The organism is Agrobacterium burrii (assembly GCF_017313405.1).
GTDB lineage: Bacteria > Pseudomonadota > Alphaproteobacteria > Rhizobiales > Rhizobiaceae > Agrobacterium > Agrobacterium burrii.
Window position 1 is genome coordinate 103,181 of record NZ_JAFLNA010000008.1, and the last position, 13,348, is coordinate 116,528.

At 58.6% G+C, this 13,348-nt stretch carries 13 protein-coding genes; 11 read left to right on the top strand and 2 right to left on the bottom strand.

The window, feature by feature from the left end:
- Positions 1 to 13: 13 nt before the first annotated feature.
- A complete protein-coding gene (locus JZX89_RS15855) occupies positions 14 to 514 on the top strand; it encodes a Mov34/MPN/PAD-1 family protein (protein ID WP_246746750.1) in 501 nt (166 codons plus the stop codon).
- 39 nt (positions 515 to 553) lie between these two features.
- Here JZX89_RS15855 and JZX89_RS15860 read toward each other — a convergent pair whose 3' ends face one another.
- Positions 554 to 1,201, bottom strand: coding sequence for a hypothetical protein (locus tag JZX89_RS15860; RefSeq protein WP_207134651.1), 648 nt, complete (start codon positions 1,199 to 1,201; stop codon positions 554 to 556).
- Entirely contained in the window at positions 1,198 to 2,109 is a 912-nt protein-coding gene (locus tag JZX89_RS15865) for a hypothetical protein (protein ID WP_207134652.1), read from the bottom strand. Before JZX89_RS15865 ends, JZX89_RS15860 begins: the two co-directional genes overlap by 4 nt.
- Before the next feature lie 517 nt (positions 2,110 to 2,626).
- Here JZX89_RS15865 and JZX89_RS15870 point away from each other — a divergent pair.
- The 10 genes from JZX89_RS15870 (at position 2,627) to JZX89_RS15915 (ending at position 12,990) form a co-directional block, all read left to right on the top strand.
- Positions 2,627 to 3,337 (top strand): GntR family transcriptional regulator, encoded by a 711-nt coding sequence (locus tag JZX89_RS15870; RefSeq protein WP_207134653.1) that lies wholly within the window; start codon positions 2,627 to 2,629, stop codon positions 3,335 to 3,337.
- Positions 3,334 to 4,245, top strand: coding sequence for a dihydrodipicolinate synthase family protein (locus JZX89_RS15875; protein WP_207134654.1), 912 nt, complete (start codon positions 3,334 to 3,336; stop codon positions 4,243 to 4,245). The genes JZX89_RS15870 and JZX89_RS15875 overlap by 4 nt, the downstream gene beginning before the upstream one ends.
- Positions 4,238 to 5,755 (top strand): aldehyde dehydrogenase, encoded by a 1,518-nt coding sequence (locus JZX89_RS15880; protein WP_207134655.1) that lies wholly within the window; start codon positions 4,238 to 4,240, stop codon positions 5,753 to 5,755. Before JZX89_RS15875 ends, JZX89_RS15880 begins: the two co-directional genes overlap by 8 nt.
- Positions 5,752 to 7,098, top strand: coding sequence for an NAD(P)/FAD-dependent oxidoreductase (locus tag JZX89_RS15885; protein WP_207134656.1), 1,347 nt, complete (start codon positions 5,752 to 5,754; stop codon positions 7,096 to 7,098). The genes JZX89_RS15880 and JZX89_RS15885 overlap by 4 nt, the downstream gene beginning before the upstream one ends.
- Positions 7,099 to 7,176: 78 nt before the next feature.
- Complete coding sequence (locus tag JZX89_RS15890) at positions 7,177 to 8,028, top strand: glycine betaine ABC transporter substrate-binding protein (protein WP_207134657.1); 852 nt, start codon at positions 7,177 to 7,179, stop codon at positions 8,026 to 8,028.
- 84 nt (positions 8,029 to 8,112) lie between these two features.
- Complete coding sequence (locus JZX89_RS15895) at positions 8,113 to 9,201, top strand: quaternary amine ABC transporter ATP-binding protein (RefSeq protein WP_207134658.1); 1,089 nt, start codon at positions 8,113 to 8,115, stop codon at positions 9,199 to 9,201.
- Positions 9,202 to 9,215: 14 nt separating this feature from the next.
- Positions 9,216 to 10,064 (top strand): ABC transporter permease, encoded by an 849-nt coding sequence (locus tag JZX89_RS15900; protein WP_207134659.1) that lies wholly within the window; start codon positions 9,216 to 9,218, stop codon positions 10,062 to 10,064.
- The gene (locus JZX89_RS15905; RefSeq protein WP_207134660.1) at positions 10,061 to 10,921 is read left to right on the top strand and encodes an ABC transporter permease; all 861 of its coding nucleotides are present in this window, start codon (positions 10,061 to 10,063) and stop codon (positions 10,919 to 10,921) included. Before JZX89_RS15900 ends, JZX89_RS15905 begins: the two co-directional genes overlap by 4 nt.
- 11 nt (positions 10,922 to 10,932) lie before the next feature.
- Positions 10,933 to 11,931, top strand: a complete 999-nt coding sequence (locus JZX89_RS15910) for a 4-hydroxyproline epimerase (RefSeq protein WP_207134661.1) — start codon at positions 10,933 to 10,935, stop codon at positions 11,929 to 11,931.
- Between the two features lie 60 nt (positions 11,932 to 11,991).
- Positions 11,992 to 12,990: a GlxA family transcriptional regulator gene (locus JZX89_RS15915; RefSeq protein ID WP_369809560.1), complete on the top strand. Its 999-nt coding sequence runs from the start codon at positions 11,992 to 11,994 to the stop codon at positions 12,988 to 12,990.
- The last annotated feature ends 358 nt before the right edge of the window (positions 12,991 to 13,348 follow it).

Genomic DNA, 13,348 nt, shown 5'->3' on the forward strand with positions numbered 1-13,348 from the left:
TTTCGACGGCGGAATGGCCAAGGTTGCGGTCCGTCTCAGCACGGAGGCATGCCGGACGATCAGAGACCAAGCATTGGCGGCGGGGGTGCGGGAAACCGGCGGTATCCTCATTGGCCATTATGACCTCGATGGGAATAGCGCGATCGTCACGGAGGCGACGACCCGTCCGAAGGACTCACGAGCTGGGTCGACATGGTTCCAGCGGGGAGTCCATGGTTTAAAGGACTTATTGAGAAACCGATGGAGCCGCGGGAGCTACTACGTTGGCGAATGGCACTCTCACCCAAGCGGATCGCCAGCCCCTAGCGCCAACGACCTCAAGGAGATGCAAGCGATATCGAGGGAGGTCAGTTACCGTTGTCCCAAACCAATCCTGATAATCGCGGGAACGATGGGGGCCACTGTAAGGCTTTCGGTCAGCGTGTTGGAGTACGATCGTCTTATCGCGCTTCGGCAGACGCTGCCTAACGACAAGCTCAGCGTTCCCACCGTTACCAAATCGTTCCAGGGCTAGCTGACCGTCTTGTTGCCACCCGAGCTTTTGCCGGCAGTGTCAAAAATCCAGGGCTTGGCGTTGCGTCGGCTTCGGCAAATTCCGTATCCTGTCGCGAGCAAACGCAGGCAGCGCCCAAGTGTTCGATCCTAATGCGGCTTCCAAGAGATTATAATACATCGTCTGTAGCTTCCATCCGTCATCCGAGCGCTGGACGATGTCGGGTGAAAGTACACTTACAGGAAGTTCCGAATCATTATCGAAATAGGTCTCCAAGTCCGTTTTTGCGGTATCTGTAATATGGAGGGTACAGATTCTGATGTTTCCGACATTAATCAGGTCGAGGACTGTGGAAATCATCCCCCTCACCTCACGGCTTGAAGCGATAATCGATTGGCAGAAGAGGAGGTCGGGTCTGTCAACTTTTGGTCGACCGATGTATCGGTTCCCAGGCGTAAACATTCGCTTGCCATTCTCATCGACAACTCCGAGTGCTTCTGGCCAGAAGGTCGCAGCGCCAGCATAGTTTGCGCCCAGCGCCTCGACGAACAGTTTTGCGAACTGATCGAAATCCCTGCTGTTTCCGACAATGTAAGTGTTCGTAGAAGCGGCTTTCTTCCAATCGCGAACAAGCGCTTTTGCATCGCCTTCGAGTTGGATCAAGAAATCCGAACCGCCTAGTGCCAGTCGCTCGTCGATTACCGTCATCGTCCTAGTGTCCTTGCGACCGCCTGGAACTCATCGAAAGTTTCGGGGATTTTATCTTTTAGGGCGCGGTAATACTTCAGTAGAGGATAGACGCTTGGTCTTTGGCTCAATTCTTCGTCATCACCGTTGCTGACAATCAACTTCGATCCATCCGTTGCAAACAACAACTGCTCAATATTGTTGTTTAGTTTGTCCACGAACTCGTGATACGTCTCGGGGATGCTTAAATGATCGGGAAAACGCGTTGTGTATCTCGACATCCGATCTACCTCTAGCAAAATCGCTTGCACATCGCCTTTGTATCGGGACTCCACGAAGGCTCGGTGAAAGTAGTACCAAACCGATCCCATTAGATCATCATGCCAGTCTTCGATCGTCAGTAATTCGAGACTGTTGAAAACAGCGGGATATAGATAAGGACGAAAACGCCATTGGTCTGGGACGCAAATCACCTCGACGAAATGGAGGTTGTGCCTTTCCCCGGTCAATCTGCTTCTGCCCGTGAGCTTGTTCCCCTCCATCTTTAGGCGAAGATCAGCCGATCCCACGCAAACCTCAATGGATTTGCTGCCACTTTGGGCAGGGATTCTGTACTCGCTCCAGAGAGCGCAAACTAGGTCGTGTTCCCACGAGACCTTGTCGCCTCCCTTGACCTGGATCACACGAAGATGATCGTCGGCGGTGACATGCACATCATCTACGGGGGTTCTCCCTTGCCTTACCACGGAGCCTCCGCCGATGTCGCCTTCGACCCAGCGACGAGCCACCACAACGAGTTCCAACAGGGCAACGAACAGTTGATACTCGTAGCCGAAGTCGGCGTTGTCTGCGCCGATAATCTGCCGCTGGAGGCTGCGCTTCCTGCGGGCTTTACGCTGGTTTGGAGCTAGAATTTCGTTTTCGGGCATATTCGCGTCCGTGACTGTCTGTTGGCGTAATATCCCTCAAGAGTTGTGCGATCGTTAAACTCATCAATGTGGCACCGCTCGCCTTAGAAGCGCGCTTGGATTCCGCATTCGTCGAATTCGGCATTTCTGCCCGGCGGGCCGTCTACGCCCTCGTCGCTTTATGGAGGAACTCGGGGTAAGTGGCTGGGAACGTTTTCTGTTTACTGGTGGGCCTGAACTCTCGCTGGGCCAGCGCGCAGAGCAGTTGAACTAAGTTTTGGAAAATAAGAAGCCCCCGGGAACTACCTCCCGGGGGCTTCTTATTTGGCACGTGCCCGGTGTAGCCGCTTCGCCTCTTCAGGGCGATCGCCCGGGAGTTTCACCGACGTGTAACTCGGGCATATACGGAAATGTATAATGCGGGAATACCGAATGTATACGCAGATTATACAATTTCATTGACTCGTTGGTGACCATGTGCGACGTTGACCTTCGTCAGCGGCAAGCTCCGCCCACGGCATTCGAAAAGGAGGGTTCTGTGAAGAACGGAAAGAGCGGCCTCTACGAGGACCTCAAGCGCCAGATTCTAACGATGGAACTGGACCCCGACCAAGACCTTGATGAGGTCAGCTTGGGCGAGCAATACGGCCTCTCCCGCACGCCGGTTCGCGAGATATTTCGTCGGCTCGAAGGTGAAGGTTACATCGACATCAGGGCCAATCGCGGCGCACGCGTCAGTCCTATGAACCATCAGACGCTCAGGCACTTCTTCCTGGTCGCTCCGATGGTCTATGCCGCGATCGGCCGCCTCGCCGTTCAGAACTTCAAGCAGAAGCAACTCGGCGACCTCAAGGACACCCAAGAGCGCTTTCGTTCGGCAAGCCAAACCGGCGAGGCTCTTTCGATGGTGCTCGAGAACAATCGCTTCCACGAAATCATCGGCGAAATGTCCGGCAACGCTTACCTACAGCCGAGCCTCGGCCGCCTTCTGATCGATCACGCCCGCATCGGCCACACCTTCTTCCGCCCCAAGACCGATGACATGCGCCAGCGCCTGCAGGTCGCGGTCGATCACCATGACGGCTTCATCGCGGCGATAGCCTCGCATGACGAGGACACCGTCGTTGATCTGGTGTTCGAGCACTGGGAGCTGTCGCGCGAGAACATGGAAATGTTCATCGCGCCGCAGGGAATGAAGGCTGACGCGCTCGTGGATGTTCCCGCATTATCGATGGAGAAGTCATCTTGAAGTTCGAAGGTATTTACACGCCCGCTGTCACGCCGCTGGGGCAAGACGGCAAGATCGACGGCAACGGCTTCGCCACTGTGTTGGAATCGCTAATCGAAGCCAAAGTTCACGGCATCATCGTAGGGGGATCGACCGGAGAGTACTACGCGCAGAGCGCTCAGGAGCGGTTCGATCTCGCAGTGCTCGCCAAAGATGTGATCGGCTCTCGCGTGCCCCTCATCATCGGAACAGGTGCGACCAGAACGGAAGACTCCGTCGAATTCGCCAAGGCGGCCAAAGAGATTGGTGCGGACGCCATCCTTGTATCGTCACCGCCTTATGCCTTGCCGACGGAGCGTGAGAACGCCGTCCATGCGCTGACTGTCGATCGGGCCGCTAACCTGCCGATCATGCTCTACAACTACCCGGCCCGGATGGGTGTGATGATGGGAGACGAGTATTTTTCCCGGGTCGGCAAGTCCCGGAACGTCGTCGCCATCAAGGAAAGCTCGGGAGACATGGCCAATTTGCACCTGTTGGCTCGTAAATTCCCGCACATCTCGCTTTCCTGCGGGTGGGACGATCAAGCACTCGAGTTCTTTGCCTGGGGAGCGAAGAGCTGGGTTTGTGCCGGTTCCAACTTCCTGCCGAAGGAGCATGTGGCACTCTATGAGGCCTGCGTCCTCGAAAAGAACTTCGACAAGGGCCGGGCGATCATGACGGCGATGCTGCCGCTGATGGACTTCCTCGAATGCGGCAAGTTCGTGCAGTCGATCAAGCATGGGTGCGAACTGATCGGCCTGAGGGCAGGCCCCGTCAGAGCCCCGCTCCGCCCGCTCAACTCCGAAGAGAAACGAACCCTCCAGACTGTCGTCTCCACGTTGAAGCGAACGGTCGCCCAGATCACGTCGGGAGCCAACAATGCATGAACCTCTGACCGCCGCTGAGTACAAGGCCATCGCCGTCGGGCTCGACCTGCCCACCAACGCCTTCATCGACGGGGCTTTCCGGCCGGCCAATTCCGGCAAGACCTTTACGACGACCAACCCCGCAACGGGCGAGGTTCTCGCCGAGATCGCGGCCTGCGACGCAAGCGACGTGGATTTTGCCGTCGCCAAGGCAAGGCAGGCTTTCGAGGACGGCCGCTGGCGCTTGCGGTCGCCAAGCGACCGCAAGGCCGTACTGATCAAATTGGCTAAGCTCATCGAAGAAAACCGCCACGAACTCGCGGTCATGGAAAGCATCGACAGCGGCAAACCGGTGCGCGAGTGCCAGACGGTCGACGTGCCCGACACAATCCATACGATCCGCTGGCACGCCGAACTGATTGACAAGCTCTACGACAACACCAACAACGTCGGGGCGAATGCATTGGCCATGGTCGTGCGCGAGCCCATCGGCGTCGTTGGCTGCGTCCTGCCCTGGAACTTCCCGCTGCTGATGCTCGCGTGGAAAATCGGCCCGGCGCTCGCGTCTGGATGCTCGGTGATCGTGAAGCCGGCGCAGGAAACCACACTGACCACCCTTCGCGTCGCCGAGCTTGCCTATGAGGCGGGGATACCCGCGGGTGTCTTCAACGTCGTCACGGGCAGCGGCAAGGATGTCGGCGAGCCGATCGGCCTGCATATGGACGTCGACATGATAGCCTTCACCGGTTCCACCCCGACCGGTCGGCGGTTCCTGCGCTATGCGGCCGACTCCAATTTGAAAAAGATAGTTCTCGAATGCGGTGGCAAGAACCCCGCGGTCGTGCTGGCAGACGCTGAAGACCTCGACCTTGTAGCCGAACAGGTAGTCAACGGCGCTTTCTGGAACATGGGTGAAAATTGCTCGGCGACCTCTCGCCTGATTGTCCAGTCGAGCGTCAAGGACGAGCTGCTGCAGCGGATCGGGGCCTATATGCGCGAGTGGAAGACGGGCGACCCGCTCGATCCAGAAAACCGCATCGGCGCACTCGTCAGCAAGAACCATTTCGACAAGGTGAAGTCCTTCCTCGACGACGTGAAGACGGAAAAACTCGCCCTCACCCATGGTGGCGAAACATATGAGGGTGCGTTCATCGAACCCACGGTCGTGGACGGTGTCACGCCGGAGAGCCGGCTATTCCAGGAAGAGATATTCGGGCCGATCCTCTCCGTTACGACCTTCGAAACCCTCGCCGAGGCCATGGCCCTTGCCAACGACACCAACTACGGCTTGACGGCGTCAATTTACACGGGAAGCCTGCGGAACGCGATCCGCCTCTCCCGCGACATCCGCGCGGGCCTGGTGACGGTCAACTGCTTCGGCGAAGGCGACGCCACGACCCCGTTCGGCGGATACAAGGAGTCCGGTTTTGGAGGCCGTGACAAATCGATCTTCGCCCACGACAATTATTGCGAACTGAAGACGATCTGGATCGACGTTTCGGAGCGCTCTGTCGACGAGACGATCCGATGAACACGCGGTCCGTCAAACGCTTGCCGGTCGAGAACGGCATCTCTGGCTGGGAGGCGATCAGTCGACGTTCGTTCCCGGTCCGCCGGCTCGACGGCAACGTGACAGCGGACTGGCTCATCATAGGGGCCGGGTTCGCCGGACTTTCAGCGGCGCGCCGCCTGCTCGAGCTCAGGCCCGAAGATAAAGTCGTCATTCTCGAAGCGAGTGAGGTTGGCAAGGGCACGTCGGGACGAAACTCCGGCTACATGATCGACGTGCCGCACAACCTTTCATCCAGCGAATACTCGAGCGGTACCGCTGATGCGACCCGCCGGGAAATGGCCCAGAACCGGTGCGCCATCGCATTCGCGACGCGAGCGGCCGAAGCCTACGGGATGTCGCGCGAGACGTTCGATCCGGCGGGCAAGATCAATGCGGCCGCGACAGCGCGCGGCATGAAACTCAACACGAGTTTCGGCCAATCTCTGAAAAGCGCCGGCGAGAAGCACACTTTCTTCGACGCCAGCGAAATGCGTGAGATCACCGGATCGAGCTATTATCTCGGTGGGCTTTACACACCAGGCGCGGTCCTGATCCAACCGGCCGACTATATACGGCAGTTCGCCGCCGGCCTGTCGCAAAGGGTCGATCTGTTCGAACAATCCCCGGTGACTTCACTGAAGTCCGAGACCGGGTACTGGACAGCATCAACGTCGCGCGGCACCGTCACGGCCCCAAAGGTCATTCTGGGCGTCAATGGTCATGTCGAGGACTTTGGCCATTTCGGCAGGCGGCTGATGCACATTTTCGCCTATGCCTCGATGACCGCGCCCTTCCCGAGCGACGACTTCGGGCAGAAAGTTTCGGGTCGCGATCGCTGGGCCCTCCTTCCGGCTGATGCTATGGGCGCTACGGTGCGCAAAATCACGTCCGCCGGACAATCGCGGATCGTGATCCGGACCAAATACACTTACGACACGAAGGTCAGCCTGTCAGAACATCGCATGCGCAAACTGGCTGCGGCGCACCGTCGCTCGCTGGATGCGAGGTTCCCCGAGCTCAAGGCGATCCCATTCGAATACAGCTGGGCCGGCCGACTTTGCCTCAGCCTCAACCACGTGCCCGCCTTTGGCGAAGTCGAAGAGGGGTTGTTTTCCGCCTGCTGCGAGAACGGGCTTGGCACCGTCAAGAGCACTCTTGCCGGCATGATGGCTGCCGAACTGGCGACCGGAGCGGCCTCTCAGCAACTCGATGAATACATGGATCACCCGGCACCGTCGCGGCTCCCCCCAGAGCCTTTCGCATGGCTCGGCATCAACTCGGTGATCCGTTTGCAGGAATTGCGCGCAGGCCGCGAAGGCTGATCCTTCGCCGCGCAATGTGAAGGCTGGGGCGACCGCCGGTCTTCAAAGAGAATGGGAACGAAAACTAGGAGAACAATAATGAAGACTTTGTGGAAAGCGCTCTGTGCTGCTGCGATGGTCGGAATGACCATGGTGTCCGCGCGTGCCGAAGAAAAATCCATCACACTCGGGACCATGTCTTGGGAGGACCTCACTCCTATCACCGGGATCACCAAGAAGGTGCTGGAAGACGCCGGATACACCGTCAAGGTCGTCCCATTTTCCGAATGGGGTATCGCCTACGCAGCTCTTACCAAGGGCGACGTTCAGCTCCTCGCCTCGCAGACAGACTATGTCGCGCAGGACTACTGGGATAAGAACAAGAAGCGCCTAGAGAAGATTTCCCCGGTCTCGCACGGCCTGTACCAAGCAATCGCAGTGCCGCAATACGTAACCATCGACTCGGTCGAACAACTTAACGAAAACGCCGACAAATTCGGCGGCAAGATCATTGGTATCGAGCCGGGTTCAGGTCTGATGCGGGATGCCGCCGCCGCCGTAAAGGGCTATGACCTCAAGCTGCAGCTTGTGGAAGGCAGCACTGCGGCCATGACCGCTGCACTCAAGTCCGCAGTCGATCGGAAGGAATGGCTCGCGGTCACTATCTGGGAGCCGTCCTGGATGATGCAGAAGTACCCGATGAAGTTTCTGAAGGACCCAAAGGGCATCTTCCCACCGCCACAGAGCTATTATTGGATCGGCCAGAAAGGTTTCTCCGCTGACTACCCGCACGCTCGAGAGGTTGTTGCGAGCGTCTATGTGCCGCTTGCCGACATCACCGCGATAAACGGTGCGGTCAGCGACGGCAAGTCGATGGACGAGGCAATCAAGGACTGGACCGACAGCCACTCCGACCTGCTGAAGCGCTGGGGCAACATCAAGAGCGAATGAGCGTGAAAATGCGGGCGGCTCGGAATGGTGCCGCCCGCAATCGACCAAAAGCAAACAGCTACGGGCTGAATTGCGGGGAACGAGATGAACACGATCAAAAATGCAAACGAAGTGCTGGTGGACTGCCAGAATGTCTGGAAAATTTTCGGCGCTCGTGCCCCGGCTGCGATAAAGGCCGTCGAGGAGCGTGGGCTTTCCAAGAAGCAAATCCTCGAAGAATTCGACTGCGTGGTTGGCGTCTCCAATGCCAATCTTCAGGTCTGCCGCGGGGAGATATTCTGCATCATGGGGCTTTCGGGCAGTGGCAAGTCGACGCTCGTCCGTTTGCTCAATCGGTTGATCGAACCGAGCCTTGGCCGGATCACGATCAAGGGCAAGGACATCGCCAAGCTGAACGCCGCCGAGCTACGCGACATGCGCGCCCGCAACATCGGCATGGTGTTTCAGAGCGTAGCCCTTCTTCCGGGAAGAACCGTGCTCGAAAACGCCGCATTCGGACTTGAGGTCCGGGGTGTGCCTCGGGACGAGAGGCACAAGGTTGCCCTCGCTGCGCTAGAAAAAGTCGGACTCGCCGACTGGATTGGGCGCTATCCTTCGGAACTCTCAGGTGGCATGCAGCAACGTGTTGGGCTTGCCCGAGCGCTGGCGGCAGACCCGGAAATCATCCTGATGGACGAACCATTCAGCGCGCTCGACCCGCTCATTCGTAGACAGCTCCAGGACGAGTTCCGGCAGTTGACGAAATCACTCGGCAAGTCGTCTGTCTTCATTACCCATGACCTGGAAGAGGCCATTCGGATCGGTGACCGGATTGCGATCATGAAGGATGGCGTGATCGTGCAGGTGGGTACCGCTGAAGAGATCGTAACGAGGCCGGCCGACGATTACGTCTCCGAATTTGTCGCCGGCATTTCGAGAATCCATCTCGTCAAGGCACATTCAGTGATGCTTCCGGTCGCTGAGTTCAAGACTTCGCAACCCCATTGCGACGTCGAAGCACTCCTCAAGACCTCGCTTGAGGCCGACATTGGGGAACTGATTGATCTCACCATGCGCTCGAACCGCGACGCGGTTGCAGTCGTCGAGAACGGTGCTGTGGTCGGTATCGTGACGACACGCGGATTGCTTTCTGCCGTGGCAGGTCCCCCCACCAGAGAGCTTGTGGCGGCGTAATTGGAGGTAGTGAAATGGACACCTCAGTCATTACGGATAGTTTCGACAGCGCTACGGACGATGCGCTTGCCTGGATCAGCGACAACGGTGAATGGTTGTTCGACTTCATCAGGATGGTTTTGGAGGGGACATATGACGCCATCCTCTGGGCACTCCAAATCTCGCCGTTCTACATCATCGCCGCCCTTGCCGCACTGCTTGGACTGCGAATGATCAATGCTACCGCCGGCCTGCTGATAGGCATCGCATTGACGTTCTGCGCAGCCATGGGTCTTTGGAACGAGACCATGAGCACATTGGCGCTCGTGGCGACGGCAACGATCCTAGCCCTCATCGTGGGCATCCCGATCGGGATATTCGCCGGCTTCGTCAGACTTTTCGACCGGGCTCTCGAGCCCGTGCTTGACCTCATTCAGACGCTACCGCCGTATATCTACCTTCTCCCAGCAATCGCGCTGCTCGGCTACGGACCTGCGACCGCCCTCATCGCGACCTTCATCGTCGCGATGCCTCCCGCGATCCGCCTGACTTCGCTTGGCATCCGGATGACGCCGCGAGAGTTCATCGAACTCGGTCAGGCGAGTGGCCTGACCCCGTGGCAAATGTTCACCAAAATCAGGCTGCCATTCGCGATCCCCAGCGTGATGGCTGGAATAAACCAGAGCCTCATGATGGCCTTCGGGATGGTTGTCATCGCCGGGATTGTCGGCTCTGGCGGGCTCGGAGAGACGATTTACGGGGCTGTGCGCACGCTCGATATTGCAACCTCCATCAATGCGGCTATCGCGATCGTCATCCTCACCATGGTGCTCGACAGATTGACACAAAGCGCCGCCCATCGGGCAAAGGCAGGTGCAAGATGAACGCCGACCTTTTTCGTTTTTCGCCAGGTGCATATCTCGCTCCGGTCGTGGATTGGCTGAACGCGAACTTCCACCCGCTCTTCGACGGGCTCACCAAATTCATTGAGGCGGTCCTGGGAGGCATCGAAGCGGTCCTGCTCTATCCGCCGCCCTATGCGGTGATCCTGATGGTGGTCCTCCTTGCCGGGTTGGTGATCAATATCAGGGTTGCGGTGATCGCCGCGGTTGGCCTTGCTTTTTGCTTCCTCGCGGGCCTCTGGACCGCGTCGATGCAGACATTCGCACTCGTGACCGTTGCCGTCTTGATTTCGGTGTCGATCGCGTTTCCCCTCGGTATTCTAGCGTCTCGCTACAAGAGCCTCGAGGCCGGCCTTCGGCCCGTGCTCGACATCATGCAAACCGTGCCGCCATGGGTCTATCTCATCCCAGCCGTGATGATTTTCAGCCTCGGTCGTGTTCCCGCTATCATCGCGACGATCGTCTACGGCATACCCCCCATGCTGCGTCTCACCACGCTTGCCTTCAATCAGGTGCCGAAGGACCTCATGGAACTTGGGCAGGCGACGGGCGCGTCACCCCGCGCGATTCTCTTCAAAATTGAGATTCCATCCGCCACGCCCACGCTTCTCGTTGGTCTGAACCAGTGCATTTTGCTGTCCCTGGCGATGGTTGTACTCGCTGGCCTTGTTGGTGCCGGTGGTCTTGGAGCCGAAGTCACCCGCGGGCTGACACGGATGGAAATGGGCCTCGGCCTTCGGGCGGGACTTGCCATCGTAGCTATCGCCATACTGCTCGACCGGTTGTCAAAGGGGGCCCTACAGGTCCGCGGCCGTACTCCGAGCAAGGCGACACACTAGGGGGTAGCATCATGCAACGCAGTTTCTTCTGCATCGATTCCCACACTTGCGGAAATCCCGTTCGACTTGTTGCGGCCGGAGCCCCATTGCTCCCGCATCTACCGATCGCCGAGCGGCGCGAAATCTTTGTTCGCGACCACGACTGGGTTCGCCGATCCTTGATGTTCGAACCTCGCGGACACGACGTTATGTCCGGCGCAATCATCTATCCCGCCTATCGGGAAGATTGCGACTTCGCGGTCATTTTCATTGAGGTCAGCGGCTGCCTGCCAATGTGCGGTGCTGGTACAATGGGACTTGTCACCGCCGCACTAGAAGAAGGCCTTGTGACACCGCGCGCACCGGGAAAGGTGTCGATCGAGACCCCGGCAGGAAGGGTCGACGTTGAGTATTCAAAGCCCGGAGAGTTCGTCGAATCCGTGCGCATGTTCAACGTCGCGAGCTATCTGCATGCAACCGACATCAACGTTGAGGTTCCGGGGCTTGGCCACCTCGTTGTCGACGTGTCCTACGGCGGCAACTACTACGCCGTCGTCGAACCACAGAAGAACTGGTCAGGCCTCGACGGGATGTCGGCTAGTGATATCGTGGAGATCAGCCGGGGGCTTCGCGACGCACTTGCACCGGTCTGCAATCCGATCCACCCCGAGGATGATCGGATAACCGGCGTGCATCACGCCCTCTGGTGCGACGTAGCGACGTCCGAAGCAGCCGATGGCCGCGGTGCCGTGTTCTACGGCGACAAGGCAATCGACCGATCGCCCGGCGGTACCGGGACATCCGCGCGGATGGCTCAGCTTTACGGAAAAGGGCGACTGAAGGTCGGCGACACGTACCGCCAGGAAAGTCTCATCGGGACCATATTCGAAGGTCATATCGAAGCGGAACACCCAATCGGCAGTTTCAGGGGCATCAGGCCAAGCGTTGGCGGTTGGGCCAGGATCATCGGTCACAACACGATCTTTGTGAATGACCGAGACCCGTTGGCCCACGGTTTTCAGATAAAGTAGCGACCGCTTTGACATGGCACGCCTTAGCGAACCAATGCCGCAGGCTAGGAGTTTTCCTCGGTGAAGACGTACCTGAAACCCAGCGCCCCCTCTGCGAAAGTGTGTCTGAAGATCGGCTTCGTGCTCGCGCGGTCATTCACACTCTCGGCCTTCGCTCTTTTCGTCGACACGCTTCGGCTGGCAAGCGACGAACTCGACAAATCGGGCCGCGTGCGCGCCGATTGGCAGGTTCTCGGCAACACCAGCCACCTGATCGCGTCGAGCTGTGGCGTTCAGGTCGCGCCGACCTCAGGCCTCGTCGATCCGGGGCAGTTCGATTACATCGTGATGGTCGGCGGCCTGCTCAAGAACGAACACCCGATCGACAACGAGACAATCGCTTTCCTGAAGAAGGCAGCCGCCAAGAAGGTGCCCCTGATCGGTCTTTGCACCGGGACCTTTATCCTGGCCGAAGCGGGGCTGATGGCGGGGCATGTCGTTTGCGTCAGTTGGCTCCATTACCAAGCGTTCCGCGAGCGCTTTCCTGATCTGAAGGTTCGCTCGGACCGTCTTTTCAACCTCGACCGCACCCGCGGCTCCTGCGCCGGCGGCAGCAGCGCGGCCGACATGGCCGCGCATATCGTGCGCCTCCACATCAGCAGGGAAGCCGAACGCAATGCGCTCGAAGTCCTGCAGATCGACAAGGCCCGCTCGCACCTTCATGTGCAGCCGAGAAAGCCGCTCGCGATCGAGAGCAACGATCCGCGCCTCAATGCTGCGCTGATCATCATGGAGCAAAATACCGAGAACACGATCTCGATCCCGGAACTCGCCTCGTCGGTCGGTCTGTCGCGCAGGCAGCTCGAGCGCCTGTTCATGGAGAAGGCGAAGATGTCGCCCGCGCATGTCTACAGGAAGTTCCGGCTGGAACGCGCGAAGCACCTCCTTACCCAGACCGATGCTTCGCTCATCGAAATCGCCCTCGAGGTCGGTTTCGAAAGCGCCGGCCATTTCTCCAGGATATTCGCCAGAACGTTCGGCAAGTCGCCCCGTGAATTGCGGGCGACGCTGTCGAAGTGAGCATTTTCATTCATCGAAACGCTGCGTGAGGGGGGGGCGAGGAACCTGTTCTTTGAAGAGACCTCACGACCGCTCCTCCATGGTCAATCCACGAAAACGGTCCTCTGTCGCCGCGAGTGCCGGCGACCTCCCCCACCCTAATGATGTTGGTTTCTCCACCCGAAAGCGGACTATTGCTTTCTCTCGACGGCGCATAGGAACCGCGTCGCCTCCTCGAGGGCATCCTTCTTCAGTGGCGGGCAGCAGATGGCCCAAAATCTTGGGTGATTGTTCGACAAAGAACTGATAGCGGCCGAAAGCTGCCCGCGTGTTCAACGATCATTGCCTGCGCCTTCCGCGGCCGCACAGGTTGCCGAAC